Here is a 21,642-nt window from a genome sequence, read left to right on the forward strand (position 1 = left end):
TGGGGTGCAACTTGAACGCTTGTCCAGACTTGCGTTCGAACGGCTGTGCAGCCAAACACGGGGCATGGCCTTCGCAGACTTGGATTCCGCCGCCCAACTGGTCGAGGCGGGCTACCGCATCGCCCTGGAAGAAGGGCTGGGAGCCGTCAGCGCGCGCACCGCCGCCGCCCGCGCGGGAGCGGCCGCCTCGGCCGTGAACTACTATTTCGGCGATCGCGCCGGCTTCCTGCGGCGCATCCAGGCCCTGGCGCTCGACGAGGCCGAGGGCGCGCGCGAAGCGGCGGCGGCCGGCCTCGCGCGTGGCCCGCGCTGGAACAGCCTCGCCGACCGCATGACCCTGCTGGTCGCCGAGCGCCTGCAGGCGGGGCGGCTGGGCTTCGTGCTGCTGGGCGAGTTCGAGATCGAGGCCGAGGTCGGCGGCGACCTGGAACTGCAGGCGGCGGCCGGGCGAGGCGGGGAGGCCGAGTTCGCCTTCTGGCGCGAGACGGCGCTGGTGCTCGGGGCGGCCGAGGGCGACGCCGACGGCTGGGCGGGCCTGGCCGTCGGCCTGCTCACCCTGCTGCATGTCGAGCCCGACGCGGGCGAGCGCCTGCTGTGGCTGGCGCCGGCCTTCCGGCGGCTGGGCGCGCGGCTGGGCGGAACGGCGATCGAGCCGGTCCCGGCCGGGCCCGCGCCCGACGAGGTGCTGCCCGAGCGCGAACACGCCAACGACACCGCCCGCCGCATCGTCGAGGCCGCCATCGCCGGCATCGCCGACCGCGGCGTCTCCCGCCTGACCCAGCGCGACGTGGCGGCCAGGGCCGGGGTGTCGCTGGCGGCCACCACCTACTTCTTCCGCACCAAGGCCGATCTGGTCGAGGCCGCGATGGTCGAGCTGCATCGCCAGGTCCGGGCCGAGGTCCTGGCCTCGGCCGACGACGCCGGCGTGGCCACCGTCATGGCGCCGACCGGCGGCTTCTCGGCTCGGGTGCGGGCGCTGGGGGCCCTGCAACTGGCCGCCGCCCGCGAACCGGCCCTCCAGCCCCTCGCCGCGGCCGTCCGCGCCACCCGCGGCGCCACCTCGATGCGCATGCTGCGCCGCCAGGGCGTCAACGACGCCGACGGCCTGGACGCCATGGTCTGGTCCACCCTGATGGGCGGCCTGATCGGCAAGCTCCGCTTCGCCGCGCCGGCCGACCGCGAAGCCGCCTTCGGCGCGATGCGCGACCGGCTGCAGGCGCGGCTGTTCGGCAAGGTGTAAAGATTCTCCCCCAGAGGGGGAGGCTCTTGGCGCTCCAGATGCTCCCCCTCTGGGGGAGCTGTCGCGGAGCGACCGAGGGGGTCCGCCGCCAGGCGGCTATTCCTTCAGCCCCAGCACCCCCGCGATCGCCGACCACGGCACGAGCTTGAAGTTCTGGTGCTCCGGCGGAAAGACGTTGCGGCCGTCCTGGGCGACGAATGCCCCGGCTTCCAGGCCAGCGCCCAGCGAGGCGCTGGTGACGTCCAGGCCGTCGGTCTCGGAGATCCCGTCGATCCCCCTGGCCCCGTCGGCGGTGACGGCGAAGCTGCCGACATAGGCGTTGTCGCCCTCGCGGCGATAGACGGCGTAGCTGTTGTTGCCCTGGCTGGAGACCACCAGATAGCCCTTGCCGCCCGCCTGCCGGTAGAGCCCCACGCCCTCCAGGTCGTCCTTCAGGGCCGGATTGGACGCGACGCGGTCAATGGCCTTGGGCGCCTTCCTGTCCGTCGGCTCGGCGCCCAGCTTCCAAAGCGCCACGTCTTCTTCGGCGACGTAAAGGGCGCCGGTCTCGTCGTCGGCGACGCAGCCCTCGGTCTGGGTGTCGAACTTGAAGTCGCGAACCTGCACGGCGCGCACCTTGCCGCTGGCCTGGGCGACCAGCTTCCACTGGCGCACCAGCCCGTCAGGATCGCCGACGAAGACGTAGGTCTCGCCCTTGGCACCGCGATACATGCAAAGGCCGTAGGGGTCCGAGAGGCCCGTGGCCTGCACGCCGTCGGCGACCGAGGTCAGCTGCCGGGTGGAGGGATCCAGCGTGTAGAGGGCGATCGACTTGTGGGTGCGGTCGCTGGCGGCGACCAGGATCGTCTCGCGGCCGCCCAGCTTGAAGCCCGCCCGCAGGTCGACATTGTTCATCTTGCCGTCGGCCAGGTACTGCAGCGGTTGGCCCGACAGGTCGTAGACCAGCAGGCCGCCCTTCTTGTCGGTGGCGATGATGGCGCTCTTGGCGGGATCGGTCGGGTTGGCCCAGATCGCCGGATCGTCGGCGGCGTCGCCGTCGTGGTCGACGGGCTTGGTCTCCATGGTCGGCCGCACCGAGGCGAAGCCGGCCGCCGGCTTGGATCCGGCCGCGTCGCCCGTGGCCAGCTTTAGCCCGGCGGCGACGTCGGCCCACGAGACGACCTTCATGTCGGCGCCCGACTTGCGGTCGTCGGCCACCAGCAGGGCGCCGGCCGGCAGGCGCTCGCCCAGGGGCGCGCGCAGGGCGAACAGGCCCGAGGGGTTCTCGACGGCATTGCGATCGCCGGTCTGGATGCGGAAGGCGCCGACATAGGCGTCGTCGCGGGCGCGGTCATAGACCAGGTAGTCGCCGGCGGTCGCATTGGCGGCCACCAGGAAGCGGGCCGCCTGGCCGCCGTCGACCAGGGCCAGGCCCGCCACCTCGCCGGCCACCTGGCCCAGGCGCGCCGCGTCGATCAGCGTCGGGACGGGCTCGGCCTCCGGATCGGCGTCGTAGCGCCAGACGCCCACCGCCTCCTGGGCGACGTAGAGGGCGCCGCTGGCGTCGTCGGCGACGCAGTACTTGGCCTCGGACGACAGGTGCAGGCGGCGCACGATGCGCCCGTCCAGCTTGCCGTCGGCGGTGGGGAACAGCAGCCACTGGTCCATCTGGCCGGCCACGCCCAGGGTGAAGGCGTAGAGCGATCCGTCGCGCGGCGCCCGGTGCAGGCAGACGCCTTCGCCGGCGTAGTCCAGCGTCAGCGGCTTGGCGTCGAGGCTGGCGGCCTGTCCTGCGGCGAAGTCGTACGAGGCCAGGCGCAGGCGCCCGCCCTTGCGGTCCAGCAGCGCCAGCAGGGGCTTGCCGTCCTGTTCACGCACGTCGACGCCGTAGACCTCGCCGCCAGGAATCGCGCCGACCCGCTTGCCGTCGAGGCCGTAGAGCTCCAGCCCGCCGCCCTCGCCGGTGGCGGCGATCAGGCTCTTGTCCGGCGCGGCCGGGTTGCGCAGCAGCGCCACGCCGTTGGCGCCGCCTTCGACCGTGGGGGCGGTCGAGCCGACCGGAGCCACGACCGGCCCTTGGGCCTGAGGGGATTGGGCCTGAGGGGATTGGGCTTGAGCCGATCCGGCGCCCAGCAGGAAGGCGAGCACGCCGACGGCGGCGCTGGCGCGAAGATGAGTCATGCGGCTTGTCCCCCGGGTGCCTGCGCGCGGGCCGACCGGTCGCGCGCGAGGGCTTATGCGACGATTGCAAAACGGATTGATGACAGGTGCGCCTTTTCGACCGGGGGGACGTTCACATGCGCCGGGGCGGCGATAGGCTGCGCCAACTCTCACTCCGCCGGAGCCGCCATGTTCGACGCCCCCTTCGAGACCCCGCCAGCGCCCGAAGCTCAGGTCTCGGAAGTGATCGTCACCGGCGCCCGCCTGCCGCCGTCGGCCGGGGAGGGCGCCTTCGCCATCACCAGCCTGGCCGATCCGGCCTGGGCGCGCTCGCCGCGTCTCGACGAGCAGCTGGCGCGAGCGCCGGGCGTCTCGCTGTTTCGACGCACCTCGAGCCTGGCGACCAATCCGACCACGCAGGGGCTGTCGCTGCGCGCCATCGCGCCGTCCGGGGCCGGGCGGGCGCTGGTCACGCTGGACGGCGTGCCGCAGAACGACCCGTTCGGCGGCTGGGTGATCTGGAGCGGCCTGCCGGCCGAGACCGTCCAGGATGTGCGCGTCGTGCGCGGCGCCGGGGCCCAGGCCTATGGCGCGGGGGCCCTGACCGGCGTCGTCGCCCTGACCGGTCGGGACGGCGGCGGGCCGGTGCTGGAGGCGTCGGCCGAGGCCGGCGGACAGAGCTATCGCCGCGCGGCGCTGAACGCGGGCGCCGGCGGCGTGCTCGCCAGCGTCACGGCCGAGCGCTCGGGCGGCTGGACGCCGGTTCGCGCGGGGCGCGGCGCGGCCGACGAGCCGCTGGCCCTCGACGCCTGGTCGGCGGCGCTGCGCTACGACGCCCAGCTGTCGTCGGGTCCGGCCATGGCCGCCCGGGTCGCCGTCTACGACGAGAACCGCCGCTCGGGCCTGGTCGGCGCCGACGCCCGCGCGCGCGGCGCCCAGGCCAGCCTGACCCTGGCCCAGGCGCCCTCGGGGGATCGCCATGGCTGGCGCCTGCAGGCCTGGACCCTGGTCAGCGACCTTCAGAACCGCTCGGTCGCCGTCGGCGCGGGTCGGGCCTTCACCACGCCGGCCAACGACCAGTTCGAGACCCCGGCCCACGGCTACGGCTTCAATGCCGCCTTGCGCGGCGTGCGCGGGCCGCTGGAATGGGAGGTCGGCGCCGACCTGCGCGCGGCCGAAGGCGAGACCCACGAGCGCTTCCGCTACATGGGCGGCCAGTTCACCCGCCTGCGCGAAGCGGGCGGCCAGACCACGACGCTGGGCGCCTATGCCGACGCCAGCTGGACCGCCGGGCCGTGGCTGCTGACCGGCGACCTGCGCGTGGACCACTGGCGGGCCTTCGACGCCCGCCGCCGCGAGTTCGACCTGCAGACCGGAGCGGCGACGCTCGACGAGGCGCCGGCCGGCCGCTCGACCACCACGCCCACGGGCCGCGTGGGCCTGCGTCGCGACCTTGGTCCGGGCTTTGTTCGCACCGCCGCCTATGCCGGCTTCCGTCCGCCCAGCCTGAACGAGCTGCATCGGCCGTTCCGGGTGGGCAATGACGTCACCGAGGCCAACGCGGCCCTGAAGCCGGAGCGCCTCTACGGCGTCGAGGCGGGGGCGGGCCTGGAAGGGAAGGGCGCCAGACTGTCGGCGACCCTGTTCCTCAACCGGCTGGAGGATCCGGTGGCCAACGTCACGATCGGGCAGGGGCCGGCGACCTTCCCGACCGCCGGCTTCATCCCGGCCGGCGGCGTGTTGCGCCAGCGCCAGAACGTCGGCCGCATCGACGCGGTCGGGCTGGAGTTGGAGGGCCGCGCCGATCTGGGCCGGAGCCTGGTGCTGACCGGTGCGCTGATGGCGACCGATGCCGAGGTCGACGGCGGCTCGCAGGCGCCTCAACTGACCGGCAAGCGTCCGGCCCAGGCGCCGCGCGTCGCGGCCTCGGCCGGGCTGGAATGGCGCGCGAACGCGCGCCTGGGCCTGTTCCTCGCCGCTCGACACGAGGGCGCGCGCTTCGACGACGACCTCAACACCCGTCGGCTGGACGCCGCGACGACCCTTGGTCTTTCGGCTCGCTACGCGCTCAACCCCTCGACCCGCCTGGAGCTTGATCTGCGCAACGCGCTGGACGCCGACGTCGCCACGGGTCGCACGGGTGACGGCGTGACCAGCTTCGACGCCCCGCGCAGCGTGAGGGTGGGGGTCACCTACGTCCGCTGATCCGATAAAAAGAAAAGCAAATTTATTTATTCGATTGACGGCCGGCGGGGCGGCGTGGTCACCTCTGTCTCGAGCCAGCCGCCCGCGCCACCAAGGTCGCGGCGCAGGACCTGGGGAGGCAAACATGATTTTCGGGCAAGGCCCCGGCGCGGCTTCGCGCCCACGCACCTTTATCTTCCCCGCCTGATCGACTGAGGCCTCGTCGCCTAGCGGTCCGCCGGTTCACCCGCGCCTTTCCCAAGATTCCTGCAAGCGGGAGCCAAGGGACCGGCGGGCCGTCCTTCTCTTCACCCCACACTCGCGTGAACCCATGAAGCGCCTCGTCTCGGCCCTGGCGGCCGCGTCCCTGCTCGCGTCCGCCGCGCCGGCCCTGGCCGACGATCCGCCGCCGCCTCTGCCCGACAACGGCCTGGCCCGCACCCCGCCGATGGGCTGGAACAGCTGGAACAAGTTCGGCTGCGACGTGGACGAGACCCTGATCCGGCGGATGGCCGACGCCATGGTCGCCTCGGGCATGAAGGACGCCGGCTACGAATACGTCGTCATCGACGACTGCTGGCACGGCGAGCGCGACGTCCGGGGCGACATCCAGCCAGATCCCAAGCGCTTTCCGAGCGGCATGAAGGCGCTGGGCGACTACATCCATTCCAGGGGCCTGAAGTTCGGCATCTATTCCGACGCCGGCCTGAAGACCTGCGCGGGCCGTCCGGGCAGCCGCGGCTACGAATATCAGGACGCCCGCCAGTACGCCGCCTGGGGCGTCGACTATCTGAAATACGACTGGTGCATGGCCGGCACGCAGGACGCGCCGTCGTCCTACTACATCATGTCGGCCGCCCTGCAGGCCTCGGGCCGGGACATCGTCTTCTCGATCTGCGAGTGGGGAAACTCCAAGCCCTGGACCTGGGGACCCCAGATCGGAAACCTCTGGCGCACCACTGGCGACATCTACGACGCCTGGGAGGGCGTGAAGGGCTACAGCCTGGGCGTCATGAACATCCTCGACAGGCAGGTCGAGCTCCATCCGTTCGCCAGGCCGGGCCACTGGAACGATCCGGACATGCTCGAAGTCGGCAACGGCGGCATGACCACCGAGGAGTACCGCGCGCACTTCAGCCTGTGGGCGATGCTGGCCGCGCCGCTGATCGCCGGCAACGACATCGGCCACATGGACGCCGACACCAAGGCGATCCTGACCAACAAGGAGGTCGTCGCCATCGACCAGGACCCGCTCGGCGCCCAGGCGCGGCGCGTGTCCAAGCAGGGTGATCTGGAGGTCTGGGCCCGTCCCCTCAAGGGCGGCAGCCGGGCCGTGGCGCTGCTGAACCGCGGCCAGGCGCCGGCGACGATCCGCGTCGACTGGGCGATGCTCGACTATCCCGACGCGCTGCCGGCCAAGGTCCGCGACCTCTGGACGGGCAAGGATCTCGGCGTTCGCAAGGGCGGCCACGCGGCGCAGGTGGCGGCTCATGGCGTCGTGATGCTGAAGGTCGCGCCCTGACTTGTAGTACGAATAAATAAAAAGTCTTTTTTTATTCTGGCGCGGTTGGCGGACCCAAGGTAAGCCTCTGACCGCTGGAGGTTGCGGCGTCCGGTGCTGACGTGCGGCGAGGGAGTTTCGGGTGATCCAGATCGGGATCGATTTCGGCGGAACCAAGATCGAGGCGGCGGCCCTGTCGGCAGATGGGCGCGTGCTTTCGACGCTCCGCGCCGCCACGCCCGCCAGCTACGAGGCGGCGCTGGAGGTGGTGCGCGATCTCGTCGGACGCACCGAGCAGGCCGTCGGCGGCAAGGGATCGGTCGGCGTCGGCGCGCCGGGTTCGGTCTCGCCGCGCACCGGCCTGATCCGCAACGCCAACACCACCTACCTGAACGGCCGCCGGTTCCGCGAAGACCTGCAGGCCGCGCTGGAGCGGCCGATCCGCCTGGCCAACGACGCCAACTGCCTGGCTCTTTCGGAGGCCGTCGACGGCGCGGCGGCCGGGGCGCGCGTCACCTTTGCCGTCATCATCGGCACCGGCTGCGGCGGCGGGCTGGCGGTCGACGGACGGCTCGTCGAAGGAGCCAACGGCGTGGGCGGCGAGTGGGGCCACGTGCCTCTGCCCTGGCCCAAGGCCGAGGAGAGCCCGGGGCCGCAATGCTGGTGCGGCCGCCAGGGCTGCCTGGAGACCTGGATCTCCGGCACGGGCTTTCGTCGCGACTTCCGCGAGCATGGCGGCGCAGACGTCAGCGGGGCGGCGATCGTCGAGGCCGCGGCCGCCGGCGATCCGGTCGCCCAGGGGGCGCTGGACCGCTATCTGGACCGACTGGCGCGCGGCCTGGGCGTGATCGCCGACATCGTCGACCCGGACGTCTTCGTCCTGGGCGGAGGCATGTCGAACGTCGAACTGCTCTACGAACGTCTGCCGGCCCTGGTCGCGCCGCATGTCTTCACCGACAACTGGGAAAGCCGCATCGTCAAGGCCCGCTGGGGCGACTCCTCGGGCGTGCGCGGAGCCGCGCGCCTGTGGAGCCAGGCCGACTGGGCCGGCGATGTCGCCGCTTGAGGAGGCCCGCGCCGCCTGCGCCCGGCTGAAGCGCTGGCTGGCCGAAGCGGCGACGCCGCTGTGGAGCCAGGCCGGCGTGGATGCCTCGGGCGCTTTCGAGGAGAAGCTCGGCCAGGACGGCCGTCCGGTCGCGAGCCTACGCCGGGCCCGGGTCCAGCCGAGGCAGCTCTACGCCCTCGTCGGGGCCGAGCGCCTGGGCGCGCAGGTCGATCTGAGGACCGTGAGGCGGGGCCTGGCCGCCTTTCTGACCCGCTACGTCAAGCCCAACGGCCTGATCCGGGCGGCTGTCGACGGCGATGGGCGCGTGCTGGACGACGGCGCGGTGCTCTACGATCAGGCCTTCGCCCTGTTCGCGCTGGCCGACATGGACATCGTTCTCGGTCCCGCCGCCGAAGCCAGCACTGAGGCCTTGCGACGCGCCGTGCTGACGGCCTTTCGACATCCGGTCGCCGGCTTTTATTCCGCCTTTCCGCCGACCGGGGTGCTGCTGTCGAACCCGCACATGCACCTGTTCGAGGCCGCCCTGGCCTGGATCGAGGCCGAGGGAGACGGCGAGTGGCGTGATCTGGCCCTGGAGATCAAGGCGCTGGCGCTCGAGGTCTTCATCGACGACCAGGGCGCCCTGCGCGAGACCTTCGATGACGCCTGGCGGCCCGCGCCGGGTCTTGCCGGCCGGATCGTCGAACCCGGCCACCAGTTCGAATGGGCCTGGCTGCTGCTGCGCTGGGCGGCGCTGACCGACGACGCGGCCGACGCCCAGGCCTGCCGGCGCGCGGCGCTGCGGCTGATCGAGATCGGCGAGCGATATGGCGTCGACCAGGCGCGCGGCGTGGCGATCAACGCTCTGCTCGACGACTTCTCCGCGCACGACGACGAGGCTCGGCTGTGGCCGCAGACCGAACGGATCAAGGCCCATGCCCTGGCCGCGGTCGAGACTGGCGAGGCCGGGCGCTGGACGCTGGCCGCGGCGGCGGTTCGCGGACTGGAGGCCTACCTGGCCACGCCGACGCCGGGCCTGTGGTTCGATCGCCTGACCCCGGACGGCCGGATGGTCGACGAAGCCGCGCCGGCCAGTTCGTTCTACCACATCGTCTGCGCCATCGAGGCCCTGAGCACGGCCCTGGCTCGCGCCGACACTCGGCTTCGCGTGGCCTCGTGAGGTGGATCGGCGGCGCCCTTCTGGTCGCGGCGCTGGCCTTGGGAGCGCCGGCGCTGGCCGATCCGGTTCGCGCGCGGACCACGTCCGGGGTGCTCGTCGGCGAACGGCGAGCCGATGGCGGCGTGGCCTTCCTAGGCGTTCCGTTCGCCCGCCCGCCGGTGGGTGAACGGCGTTGGAAGCCGCCGCAGTCCGTCGCCGCCTGGAGCGGCGAGCGAGCGGCCTCGGCGTCGGGTCCTGCGTGTCTGCAGACCTCGCGCGGCTGGAACGCCGCCGACGCGGCGCGCGCCAGCGAGGACTGCCTCTATCTCGACGTTCGCTCGCCCAGCCATGCGCCGGGCGCCAAGCTGCCGGTCATGGTCTGGGTGCACGGCGGAGCCAATCACGCCGGTTCCGGCGCGGGCACGGTGGAGTCCAGCCTGGTCGACCAGGGCGTGGTCCTGGTCAGCGTGCAGTACCGCCTGGGAGTGTTCGGCTTCCTGTCGCATCCGGACCTGACCAGGGAGCAGGGCGGAGCCTCGGGCAACTACGCCCTGATGGACATCCTCGCCGCTCTCGGCTGGGTGCGGGACAACATCGCGGGGTTCGGCGGCGATCCGGCCAACGTCACCCTGTTCGGCCATTCGGCCGGCGGCCAGGACGCGGGCCTGGTGATGCTGTCGCCTCGGGGACGAGAGCTCGCGGCCCGCGGAATCCTGCAGAGCGGCATGCCGGGTTTCGGCTTTCCACCACGCTCCCTGCGCCAGAACGAGGCGATCGGCGAGGATCTGGCGCGGCGCGTCGGGGCGAGATCGCTCGGCGATCTTCGGCGGATCTCCGGCGACGACCTGCTGAAGGCGGCCGATGACCTGACCGCGCCTCTCGACGACCAGGGCTTCATCTGGACCCAGGCGGTCGTCGACGGCGCCGTGCTGCCGAAAGCGCCCGAAGCTCTGCTGGCCGATCCGGGCGTGAAGCCGATGATCGTCGGCTCCAGCGCCCGGGAGATCGCCCTGTTCGGCGGCGAGCCCGAGCGCGCCCGGATCTGGGCCAGCCAGGCGTTCGGAACGCGCGCGCCACAGGTGCTGGCGGCCTACGGCCTGGATCGGGACCCGCCGGCCGCGGCCGATCCGGTTCGCGGCGACGCCGTCATGCAACTCGCCACCGACCGCATGTTCCGCTGCCCGGCCGCGACGACGGCGCGCCTGCGCCACGCGGCCGGCGGCAGGATCTGGCGTTACGAACTCGATGTCGCCGCGCCCGGCCAGGCGGCCGTCAGTCACGGCTCGGAGCTGACCTACGTCTTCGACCGACCCGTCGAAGGGCGCCCGCCCATGCAGGCCTATTGGGCGGCCTTCGCCCGCACGGGCGACCCGAACGGACCTGGACTGCCGCCGTGGCCCGCCGAGAGCGGCGCGGGCGAGCGGCTGGTTTTCGCCGCCGCCGGGCCGAGGGCGCAGAAGGGCCAAGAGACCAACTGCCGGTTCCACACCCGGCCCTAGATCGTCAGCAACAAGCGGCGTCCAAGCCGCGCGCGGAGGAAACGAAGAGGATGAAGACCCGCTCTAAATCCGTCCTGGTCGCCGGTTGCGCCCTGGTCCTGCTGGCGCCGCTGGCGGCGGTCGCCCAGGGCTGGGGACCCTACAACGCCGAGTTTCCCGCCGGCGGCGACGGTCTTTCACGACCGCTTGCCGGCGCGGCCGAGGGGCAGACCCTTCCGGCTGGCGCGCCTTGGTCGCTGTCGGCCTGGATCAAGGCTTCCGATGCGCCCGCGGGCCCGGCCCTGGTCGCCGGCGTCGGCGACGTCGCCAGCGGCCGCTTCCTCGCCGTCGGTCCGGACGGCTTCGCCGCCGTCGCGGCCGGCGCCCTGACCAGGGGCGGCGAGGCGCCGAGGATCGGCGACTGGCGTTTCGTCGCCGCCGTGTCGGACGGCGCCAAGGTCACCCTCTATGTCGACGGCAAGGCGGTCGGGCAGGGCGGTGCGCCGGCGGCCGGGACCTCCGCGATCGTCTCCCTCGGCCCGCGCAAGGCGGCCGGATTCTCGCCCTTCGCCGGCCAGGTTGCGGGCTTCCGCGCCGAGACGCGGGCGCTTTCGGAGCAGGAGGTCAAGAGCCTCGCGGCCGGCATGCCCGATGCGCTGACCGTGTTCGAGACGGGCAGCCCGACCTGGCCGGTGCAGGTGCGTCAGCAGGCCGGCCAGACGGCGCCGCAGGAGGCCTGGACCCGGCCTCAGGGCAAGGGCGCGATCTCGGCGCCCGTCGCAAGACCGCCCTATGCCGGTCCGGCCCTGGTCGACGCAGGACCCGGCGCCTGGACGCTGAAGCGCTGGAGCCTGGTCGAGGCGCCGAAGGTCGGGCAGGGCGGCGCGGAAATCTCGTCGGCCGGCTTCGACGCCAAGGCCTGGTACGCCGCCACCGTGCCCGGCACCGTGCTGACCACGCTGGTCGATCGCGGCGTCTATCCCGATCCCGACTACGGCCTCAACAACACCGCGATCCCGGAAAGCCTGAACAGGCAGGCCTGGTGGTATCGCACCGTCTTCGACGCGCCGGCGGCTGTCGCCGGCAAGCGCCCGCGCCTGACCTTCAAGGGCGTGAACTACGCCGCCGAGGTGTGGCTGAACGGCGAGAAGCTGGGCGACATGAAGGGCGCCTTCGTGCGCGGCCGCTTCGACGTCGCGGGCAAGCTGAAGCCGACCGGCAACGTGCTGGCCGTGAGGGTGTCGCCGCCGCCGCATCCGGGCCTGGCGCACGAGGAGTCGCTGACCGCAGGCGTCGGCGAGAACGGCGGCATGATGGCCCTGGACGGTCCGACCTTCGTCGCCAGCGAGGGCTGGGACTGGATTCCCAGCGTGCGCGACCGCAACACCGGCCTCTGGCAGGACGTGGTGCTGGAAGCCTCGGGCGATGCGCGCCTGGGCGACCCGCAGGTGGTCACCACGCTGCCCAAGGCCGACAACAGCCTGGCCGAGATCGAGATCGTCGCGCCGGTAGAAAACCTCTCGGACCGTCCGGTGGAGGTCACGGTGACGGCCGCCTTCGACGGCGTCACGGTCTCAAAGACCGTTGCCGCCGCGCCGGGCGTCTCCACCGTGAAGCTGACGCCCGCCGAGTTCCCGCAACTGGCCGTGGCCAATCCCAGGCTCTGGTGGCCCAACGGCTATGGCGAGCAGGCGCTGCACGACCTGACCCTGACCGTCGCCGTCGACGGCCGGTCGTCGGACGAGAAGCGCCTGCGCTTCGGCATCCGCCAGGTGACCTACGAACTGTCGCTGATGAACCCCGCCGGCCATCTGCGCCGTGTCGAGGTCGACTTCGGCAAGGCTCGCCAGCTGGGCCAGGATGTCACCGACGGCAGCCACGAGGGCATCCGCAAGGTGGTCGATGGCTGGGCGACCTCGCTGACGGCGCAGGGCGAGGACTCGCCGGCCGTGCGCGACGCGCCCGAGACGGGCCTGGCGCCGCATCTGGTGCTGAAGGTCAACGGCGTGAAGATCGCCGCGCGCGGCGGCAACTGGGGCACGGACGACTGGCGCAAGCGCATCGAGCGCGAGCGGCTGGAGCCCTATTTCCGGCTGCACAAGGAAGCGGGCCTAAACACCATCCGCAACTGGGTGGGCCAGAACACCGAGGAGCCGTTCTACGATCTGGCCGACGAGTACGGCCTGCTGGTGCTCAACGACTTCTGGGCCTCGACCCAGGACTATCAGCTCGAGCCGCAGGACGTGCCGCTGTTCCTGGCCAACGCCGCCGACGTTATCGCGCGCTATCGCAACCATCCCTCGATCGTGCTGTGGTTCGGGCGCAACGAGGGCGTTCCCCAGCCGATCCTCAACGAGGGGCTGGAGCGCCTGGTCCACGACCTGGACGGCACCCGCTGGTACACCGGCAGCTCCAACCGCGTGAACCTGCAGAACAGCGGGCCCTACAACTACCGTGAACCCGAGACCTACTTCACCGAGCACGCCAAAGGCTTCTCGGTCGAGGTCGGCACGCCGTCGTTCCCGACGCTGGAGGCGTTCTCGGCCGCCGTGCCCGCGCCCGACCGCTGGCCGATCAGCGACACCTGGGCCTATCACGACTGGCACCCCACCGGTAACGGCGCGACCAGGACCTTCACCGACGCCATGGCCCGCAAACTGGGGCCGCCGACCAGCCTCGAGGACTTCGAGCGCAAGGCCCAGCTGATGAACTACGAGACCCACCGGGCGATCTTCGAGGGCATGAACCAGGAGCTCTGGACCAAATCGTCCGGTCGCCTTCTCTGGATGACCCAGCCGGCCTGGCCCTCGACCATGTGGCAGATCCTCAGCCACGACTACGACACCCACGGCGCCTTCTACGGAACCAAGGCGGCCGCCGAACCCGTTCACGTTCAGATGAGCCTGGCCGACCACACCCTGGCGGTGGTCAACAACACGACCACGTCCGTGGCGGGCGCCAGATTGCGGGCGCGGGTGCTCGACCTGTCGGGCAGGGTGCTATCGGACTGGACCGATACGCTGGACGCCGCCGCGAACGCCGTTACCGCCGGGCGGACGCTCGACCTTGGCCTGAAGGCCGGCGAGGCCGCGGTGGTCCGTCTCGACCTGGCCGCCGCGAGCGGCGCGCCGCTTTCGCGCAATCTCTATTGGATCGGAGCCGACGACGCGGGCGAGCGGCGACTATCCGAGATGCCGGCCCAGCCGGTGAAGCTGTCGGTCCAATCTGGCGAGCCCGTGCGAGGGGAGGGCGTCATCGCCGTCACCCTGGTCAACGAAGGCTCGGCGCCCGCTCTGAACGGCAAGCTGACCCTGCTCGACGCCAAGGGCGATCGCATCCTGCCGGCCTACTATTCCGACAACTACGTCTCGCTGCTTCCGGGCGAGACGCGGACGGTGGAGGTGCGCTATCCCGCCAAGGCTGGCAAGGCGGCCAAGGTCGCTCTGCGTGGCTGGAACGTGACGCCCAGGTCGGCCGTGGTGCGCTAGCCCTTCTCGCCCCGCAGCGTCTTGTTCAGCGTCACGCTGGCCTCCATCCGGGCCAGTTGGTCCGGCGTGGCCGGCGCCTGGTGCCGGGCCTTCCACTCGGACTGGGGCATGCCGTAGATCGTTTCCCGCGCCTGGTCGCGGTCGACGGCGCCCTCGGAGGCTTCGCTGACCCAGTCGGCCAGGCAGTTGCGGCAGAAGCCGGCCAGACCCATCAGGTCGACGTTCGGGGCGTCGGTGCGCATCCGTAGATGCTCGACCAGGCGGCGGAAGGCGGCGGCGGCGAGGCGGTCGTCGATCTCGACAGTCATGGCTTTCAGGTCTTCTGCAGGGCCGCCCGCGAGGGCAGCAGGCGCTCGATGATCGGCAGGATCGCCGCGCCCATGGCCGGCGCGTCGGCGGCCAGGGCCGCGCGCTGGACAGGGGCGAGGGCGGGCACGCCCGCGACGGCCGAAAGCTTGGTCTCCAGCGCCGCGGCGAGGCGGTCGACGAGGCTTTCGGGCAGGCGGCCGCCGATGTAGACGGCCTGCGGATTGATCAGGCAACTGACGGCCACCATCGGTCCGGTCAGCAGGTCGGCGGCCAAATCGATCCAGGCCTCGACGGCATCCAGGCCCTTCTGCGGCAGGGTCTCCAGGTCGCCGGGCCCGGCGATGGAGAAGCCGTTGTTCTCCAGGAACTGGGCCAGGGCCGACAGCGACACCGCTTCCTGCAGTGTGGCCACGTCTATGCGCGGCGAGGTCACCGGCAGGAAGCCCAGCTCGCCGCTCCGTCCCTGGGCGCCGCGGAAGTATTCGCCCTCGACCACCAGGCCGCCGCCCAGGCCCGAGGTGACCAGCACGTAGAAGAAGCTGGGCGCGTTCATGCCGTGACCGAAGTGCAGCTCGCCCAGCGCGGCGGCGGCCGCGTCGTTCTCGACGGTCACCGGCAGGTCGTGGCGACGCGACAGCAGTTGGCGCACGTCGGTGGTGTTCCAGGCGCCGTACTCGGCCGGGCGGTGCGGAAGGCCGACCCGGGCCATGTCGTCGGGCATGGCCACGCCGACGCCGATGATCCGCTCGGCCTCGACGCCCTTGGTCTTGAGGAAGGTCTTCCAGTTGGTCTCGAAGAACTCCGCCACGGCGTCGGGACCGGCGAAGGCCACTTCCCAGGTCGAGCGGGCCCGCACCTGGCCGGCGAAGTCGAGCAGCAGGATGGTGACGTGGTCGCGGTCGATGTTCAGGCCGATCGAGAAGCAGCCGTCGGGATTGACCGCCAGGGTCATGGCCGGCTGGCCGCGTCCGCCGTGCAGCTTGCCGGCCTCGACGATCAGTCCGTCGTCCAGCAGGCGCTTGGTGATGTTGGTGATGGCCGGAACGGTCAGGCCGGTCAGGGCCGCGATCTCGGGCTTGGTCTTGGCGCCGCCGATGCGGATCGACTGCAGAGTGACCCGCTGGTTGTAGTCGCCGGCCCGCTCCAGATTCGTGCCGGACAGGCTCGGACCGGCTTGCGAGGTCTTGCGGGCGGGGCTTTTGGGCGACTGGCTCATCTGGGTCTGGCTTAGCACCTGCGGCGTGGCGCGCGAAAGGTCGTGTTGGCGACGGATGCGCCGACGGGCGAAATAAGGAAATTTGTTTTCTTTTATGCCTTGCGCGGATCGGGCGCCATCGCCAGGGTCCGGCGCCTGTGCCTTTGGGGGGGCGACGATGGGGAACGCCATTTGGACTGTGGCCGTGGGGGTGGCGCTGGCGTCCGTGCTGGCCGCCGCGCCCGCCTTCGCCGGCTTTTCGGTGCGCGACGGCCGCCTGGTCGACGCCTGCGGCGAGGCCTTCGTGGCCCGCGGGGTCAACCTGCCTCATGCCTGGAAGCCGCGCGCCACGGGCAAGGCCATTCGGCAGTCGGCGGCCCTGGGCGCCAACGCCGTCCGCATCGTGCTGAGCGACGGGACGCGCTGGCGGCGCACATCGCCCCAGGCCGTGCGCAAGATCCTCGTCCAGGCCCGCCGCGCCCGCCAGGTCGTCATCCTCGAGGTGCACGACACCACCGGGTACGGCCTGGAGCCCGAGGCGGCGCACATCGGCTCGGCGCTGGCCTACTGGGCGAAGCTCGAACCCGTCCTGCGGGGCCAGGAGGACCTCGTCCTCGTCAACATCGGCAACGAGCCGACGGCGGGCGCGACGACCCCTGAACAGTGGCTGGAGGCCCATCGCACGGCCATCATCGCGTTGCGCGCCCTGGGGCTGCGCCATACCCTGGTGGTCGACGCCCACGACTACGGCCAGGATCGCTCGGGGACCATGCGCGACCGGGCGGCCCAGCTGTTCGCCGCCGACCCGCTGCGCAACGTCGTCTTCGACGTGCACATGTACGAGGCCTACGGCGAGGCCCAGGCCGTCGAGCGCTATCTGCGGGCCTTCGAGACCGCGCGCCTGCCGCTGATCGTCGGCGAGTTCGGACCCGATCATCGCGGGCAGCCGGTCGACGAGGAGGCGATCTTCCGCCTCGCCGGCGCCATGGGCGTCGGCTATCTCGGCTGGTCCTGGTCGGGCAACGCGCAGGAGGTCGCCAACCTCGACCTCGTCGAGCGCTTCGACGGACGCAGGCTGACGCCCTGGGGCGAGCGCTTCTTCTATGGGCCGGGCGGCGTGCGCCAGACCAGCCGGCGCTCGCGCGTCTTTTCCGGCTGCCGCTAGCCGCGCTTGGCGGCGGCGGATTCGGCCAGCACGCGCGACAGGATCGACAGCAATTCCCTGGCCGCGGTCTCGTCGAGATCGCCTAGGATGCCCCGCGCCGCCGGCGGCAGATGCGCGTTGGCGTCGCCTTCGGTGCGGAAGACGTAGTGGTCGAACATCGCCTTCCAGGCCTGGCGGTGGGCGGCGGGAAGGGCCCGCAGGGTCAGCATGGCGTGCATGAAGGCGTCGCGCGCCAGGCCACGGCCCTGGTTGGGCGGATTCCACCAGTAGTTCACCAGCATGTTGACCGTCTCCAGCGAGCGGACGTGGTGCCACCACAGGTAGGGCACGTAGATCGCGTCGCCGGGCTCCAGTTCCGTGGTCTGGGCTGTCTCGAGCGCCTTGGCGAAGCGGGGAAAGCGTTCGAGGTCGGGGTCCTCGAACGACACCAGGCTGATGGTGGCGCCCGCTGGCGTCCGCTCGAACGGACCCATGTAGAGGTTCTCCACCTGGTCGGGCGGGAAGAGGGTGAAGCGGCGGCGGCCGGCGACCACGCAGGCGATGTTCTCGAACGGATCATGGTGGGCGGCGACGATCACCCGGTTGCCGATCCAGACGCGCGGCTCGACCTCTGGGCCCAGAAGGGGCAGGGGGTTGTCCTCGGCGAAGCCGGGGAGGGCGTTCCAGGCCGGCGCCGACTGGGCGGCCAGCGCCGTCTGCTCGGCGTCGTTCGCGTGCTGCGCCAGGAAGTCGAAGGTCTTCCGCAGCCTGGCGCGTCCGCCCTTGAAGTTCATGCCCGCCAGATCGTCGCCCGCGTAGAAGAACCGCCCGCCGGCCTCGGCCGGGGCGAAGACGGTGGCCACCGACTGGTCGGCGTCGAACCGCGACAGATAGTCGAACAGCGCCGCGTGACCGGCGCGACCGGCCGCGACCACGGGCCAATGCGAGACGAGGCCCCGGATGACGACGGGTTCCGCGGCGGCCGTCAGGGTGGCCAGCGCCTCGGGCGAGGTCGCCGTGGATTCGCGGATTTCCTTCACCGGCCTTGCCTCCCCTCGAAGGTCGCCACCCTTCGAACGGGGCGTACTGGAGGGTGATTGTGTCCGTCAGGCAACAGCGGTTGGCAAGGCTAGAGGATTAAACAAAATATTTTTATAAAATGCTGGCGTACCGGCGTTTGCTACGGTTATGAAACATCAAGTGCCCGCGTTGAGACGGGCGCGACGGGAGGAAGCGCGACGCCAGGACGCCTGGCCAAAGGCTTCCCGCACAATCGGCGGCACGACCGCCCATCTCCGGACGCTCGCGCCGGACACTTGAAGGGGCTGCGCGATCGAGCGCGGCCTTGGGAGGGGACGACCTATGAGAACCAAGCGGATCCGCACGTCCGGATGGATGGGTTGCGCTTCGATCGCGGCCCTGCTGAGCGCGGCGCCGGCCCTGGCGCAGGAGACGGTGTCGACCGCTCCGGCCGCCTCGCAGGCCTCGCCGTCGGACGTGCTCGCCGACAACCAGGTGGATACGGTGATCGTCACCGGCCAGCGCGCGGCGCTGAAGTCGGCCCAGCAGATCAAGCGCGGCGCCGACACCATCGTCGACTCCATCACCGCTTCCGACATCGGCTCGTTCCCCGACAAGTCGGTCGCCGAGGCCCTGCAGCGCGTGCCGGGCGTCACGGTCAACCGCTACGCCTCGACCAGCGACACCACCCACTTCTCGGCCGAGCCGTCGGGCGTCATCGTGCGCGGCCTGTCGCAGGTTCGCTCGGAGTTCAACGGCCGCGACACCTTCAGCGCCAACTCGTCGCGCGGCCTGTCGTGGGGCGACGTCTCGCCCGAGCTGATGGGCGGGGTCGACACATACAAGAACCAGACCGCCGAACTGATCGAGGGCGGCATCGCCGGCACGGTCGACCTGAAGACCCGTCTGCCGTTCGACAGCGCTGGCAGGGTGATTGGCATCACCACCTCGCTGAACTACGGCACCCTGTCCGAGCAGGTGACGCCGGAGGTCTCGGCGATCTACGCCAACCGCTGGCAGACCGAGATCGGCGAGTTCGGCCTGATGGTGAACGGCGCTCACTCCGAGCTGAACACCATCTCCGAAAGCTCGCAGTTCGGCCGCATGGGCATCTTCAAGGATGTCACCATGTTCGGCGGCGGAACCAAGTACATCCCCGCCTGGTACCGGCTGGCCCACACCGAGTTCGACCGCACCCGCAACGGCGTCGCCGCCGCCGGCCAGTGGCGCGACAATGATCACAAGTTCCTGGCCACGGTGCAGTTCAACAAGTCCAGCTACGAGAACATCTGGCACGAGCGCTCGGTGCAGGGCAGCGCCTTCAGCCTCTACAACCGCGGCCCGCACTTCGAGATCACCAACGCCGACGCCAACACCTACGTGCTGCCGGCGCCGGGCACGACCTTCAAGTTCGACGAAGAGGGCAACTTCGAGAGCGGAATCATGACCTCGCCGTTGGGCTGGGTCGGCAACACCACCTCGGCCAGCAACGACTGGGCCGGCTACCTGATCGGGCAGACCTCGACGGGCCAGCCTGTCATCGAGCCCTGCTACGGCTGGACCGGTCGCACTGACTGCGCGCCCGAGCAGCGTGGCGGCGAACTGTCTGCGACCACCCGCTACAACTACAACAAGCAGACCACCCAGGATCTGGCCTTCAATCTGAAGTGGGATCCGACCGATCGGCTGCGCGTCAACTTCGACGTCCAGAAGGTGAAGGCCAAGCTGTCGAACTACGACGCCGACGTCGGCCTGGTCTCATACGCCAACCTCAACATCGACGCGACCGGCGACCACCCGGTGATGACCGTGCTGCCGGGCACCAACATCAACTACGCTCCCGGCGGCCTGGCCAATCCGAACGCCTGGCGGTTCAACAACGTCAACAACCACCTGGAACGCAGCGAGGGCGATCAGTTCGCCGCGCGGATCGACGTGCAGTACGACCTGGGCGACGGCTGGCTGGACTCTCTGAAGGTGGGCGCGCGCCACGCCGACCGGGAGCAGACCGTCCGCTGGAGCGTCTACAACTGGGGCGGCATCGCCAACGCCTGGGGCTGCGACCAGGGCGGGGGCGGCGTCAACAGCACCGACTACCTCTGGTACAACGTCGACCGCACGGCGCCGGCGGCCAACGTCAATGGCGACTGCGCCGCCGGCAACCCCACGACCACCTTCAGCGGCTGGGACCGCAATCTGCCGGACGTGCGCTCGTTCAACGAGATCTTCGGCGGCGACGTCCTGAAGTCGGGCATGCTGACCTTCGCCAGCATGGACTTCGTCAAGGACCTGGAGAAGTTCCAGAAGGCCTTCGGCTACTCCAACACCGGTGTCGGCTCGTCGCGCTGGGAGGCCGTCTGCTATCGTCCGGGCGAGACCAACTGCTTCCTGCCGCAGGAAATCGCCGACGTTTCCGAGAAGACCAATGCGGCCTACGTCATGCTGAAGTTCGGCGGCCGCGACCACACGATCGGCGGCTTCGGCGTCAGCGGCAATATCGGCGTGCGCTACGTCGGCACCACCAACGAGAGCGCCGGTTCGCTGATCCACGCCGACTTCGGCAAGATCGATCCGCGGGTCTGCGAGCCACGCAATCGCCCCCTCGGTCCGGACGGCATGCCGGTTACCGGCCCCTACGTGCCCCAGAGCCTGTGGTGCTACCTGTCGGCTGACGACAAGGCCTTCACCGACGGTCTGGCGACCTCCAGCAACGTCCGGCAGAAGCACCACAACTGGCTGCCCAGCTTCAACCTGAAGATCGACCTGAGCGACGAGTGGCAGCTGCGCCTGGCGGCGTCGCGCGCCATGTCGCGCCCCGACATCGGCTACCTGAAGAACTACGTTCAGGTGAACATGGCCGGTCCCGACATGAGCAACGTCAATGATCCGCTCTGGATCAAGGACAGCGCGGGCAACATCACCGGCGTCAACATCCGCTACACGGCGGAGTCCTACAATCCGTACCTGAAGCCGATGACGGCCGATCAGATCGACATCAGCCTGGAGCACTATTTCGCCGAGGTGGGGTCGTTCTCGGTGGCGCTCTTCTACAAGAAGTTCAACGACTACATCCAGTACGGCGGCTTCAACCAGGACGTCACGGTCAACGGCGTCACCCGTACCGTGCTGACGCGTGGTCCGATCAACGGCGACGGGGCCAAGATCCGCGGCGCCGAAGTGGCCTACCAGCGCTACTTCGACTTCCTGCCCGCGCCGTTCGACGGTCTCGGGATCCAGGCCAACTTCACCTATGTCGAGAACAAGGGCATCGCGAACGCCAACCTGAGCAACGCCTCGGGCGGCGGCGGCTCCAACACCAGCGGCGGCGGCCTCAGTCAGGCCGACGGGGCGGTGCAGGTCGACTCGCTGGAGGGTCTTTCGAAGTACGCCTACAACCTCGTGGGCATGTACGAGAAAGGCCGTTGGGCGGTTCGCGCCGCCTACAACTGGCGTTCGAAGTACCTGCTGACGGCCATGGATTGCTGCCTGGCCTTCCCGATCTGGCAGGACGACGCCGGCTATCTCGACGCCTCGATCCGCTATCGGGCCAGCGACAACCTGGAGATCAGCCTGCAGGGCAGCAACCTGCTGAACACCGAGTCCGTGCTGAAGCAGCAGGTCAACGACGCCGCCGACGGCCGGCTCCTCAAGGACAACGCCTGGAACCGCACCGACAAGCGTTACCTGTTGACGTTCCGCTTCAAGTACTGATCGATCCTCAAGAGGGGGCGGGCCGCCGG

General features: G+C 70.6%; 13 protein-coding genes. 9 read left to right on the plus strand and 4 right to left on the minus strand.

The features are described 5' to 3' along the window. Positions 1-64 precede the first annotated feature (64 nt). The gene (locus C1707_RS15785) at positions 65-1,240 is read left to right on the plus strand and encodes a TetR/AcrR family transcriptional regulator (RefSeq protein ID WP_205686768.1); all 1,176 of its coding nucleotides are present in this window, start codon (positions 65-67) and stop codon (positions 1,238-1,240) included. Between the two features lie 96 nt (positions 1,241-1,336). Here the strand turns inward: C1707_RS15785 and C1707_RS15795 are convergent, their stop codons facing one another. After that, positions 1,337-3,400: a phytase gene (locus C1707_RS15795; protein ID WP_101713513.1), complete on the minus strand. Its 2,064-nt coding sequence runs from the start codon at positions 3,398-3,400 to the stop codon at positions 1,337-1,339. Between the two features lie 168 nt (positions 3,401-3,568). Here C1707_RS15795 and C1707_RS15800 point away from each other — a divergent pair, with 168 nt between their 5' ends. The 6 genes from C1707_RS15800 (at position 3,569) to C1707_RS15825 (ending at position 14,234) form a co-directional block, all read left to right on the plus strand. Next, entirely contained in the window at positions 3,569-5,584 is a 2,016-nt protein-coding gene (locus tag C1707_RS15800) for a TonB-dependent receptor (RefSeq protein ID WP_101713512.1), read from the plus strand. 310 nt (positions 5,585-5,894) lie between these two features. Then, a complete protein-coding gene (locus C1707_RS15805) occupies positions 5,895-7,085 on the plus strand; it encodes a glycoside hydrolase family 27 protein (protein ID WP_101713511.1) in 1,191 nt (396 codons plus the stop codon). Between the two features lie 121 nt (positions 7,086-7,206). Next, entirely contained in the window at positions 7,207-8,130 is a 924-nt protein-coding gene (locus tag C1707_RS15810) for an ROK family protein (protein WP_101713510.1), read from the plus strand. Then, a complete protein-coding gene (locus tag C1707_RS15815) occupies positions 8,117-9,289 on the plus strand; it encodes an AGE family epimerase/isomerase (RefSeq protein ID WP_101713509.1) in 1,173 nt (390 codons plus the stop codon). Before C1707_RS15810 ends, C1707_RS15815 begins: the two co-directional genes overlap by 14 nt. Continuing rightward, the gene (locus C1707_RS15820; RefSeq protein WP_164467368.1) at positions 9,286-10,767 is read left to right on the plus strand and encodes a carboxylesterase/lipase family protein; all 1,482 of its coding nucleotides are present in this window, start codon (positions 9,286-9,288) and stop codon (positions 10,765-10,767) included. The genes C1707_RS15815 and C1707_RS15820 overlap by 4 nt, the downstream gene beginning before the upstream one ends. A 50-nt stretch (positions 10,768-10,817) precedes the next feature. Then, positions 10,818-14,234, plus strand: coding sequence for a glycosyl hydrolase 2 galactose-binding domain-containing protein (locus C1707_RS15825; RefSeq protein WP_101713507.1), 3,417 nt, complete (start codon positions 10,818-10,820; stop codon positions 14,232-14,234). Here the strand turns inward: C1707_RS15825 and C1707_RS15830 are convergent. Next, entirely contained in the window at positions 14,231-14,542 is a 312-nt protein-coding gene (locus tag C1707_RS15830) for a DUF1244 domain-containing protein (RefSeq protein WP_101713506.1), read from the minus strand. The genes C1707_RS15825 and C1707_RS15830 overlap by 4 nt on opposite strands. A 5-nt stretch (positions 14,543-14,547) precedes the next feature. Further along, complete coding sequence (locus C1707_RS15835; protein ID WP_101713505.1) at positions 14,548-15,759, minus strand: ROK family transcriptional regulator; 1,212 nt, start codon at positions 15,757-15,759, stop codon at positions 14,548-14,550. Positions 15,760-15,916: 157 nt separating this feature from the next. Between C1707_RS15835 and C1707_RS15840 the strand changes: the two genes are divergently transcribed. Then, positions 15,917-16,903, plus strand: coding sequence for a cellulase family glycosylhydrolase (locus C1707_RS15840; RefSeq protein ID WP_205686769.1), 987 nt, complete (start codon positions 15,917-15,919; stop codon positions 16,901-16,903). Here C1707_RS15840 and C1707_RS15845 read toward each other — a convergent pair. Beyond that, positions 16,900-17,922, minus strand: a complete 1,023-nt coding sequence (locus C1707_RS15845) for a cupin-like domain-containing protein (RefSeq protein ID WP_101713504.1) — start codon at positions 17,920-17,922, stop codon at positions 16,900-16,902. The genes C1707_RS15840 and C1707_RS15845 overlap by 4 nt on opposite strands. Before the next feature lie 322 nt (positions 17,923-18,244). Between C1707_RS15845 and C1707_RS15850 the strand changes: the two genes are divergently transcribed. Beyond that, on the plus strand, positions 18,245-21,613 hold the full coding sequence (locus C1707_RS15850) for a TonB-dependent receptor (protein ID WP_101713503.1): 3,369 nt from the start codon (positions 18,245-18,247) through the stop codon (positions 21,611-21,613). Positions 21,614-21,642: the final 29 nt, after the last annotated feature.

This window comes from Caulobacter flavus (assembly GCF_003722335.1).
GTDB lineage: Bacteria > Pseudomonadota > Alphaproteobacteria > Caulobacterales > Caulobacteraceae > Caulobacter > Caulobacter flavus.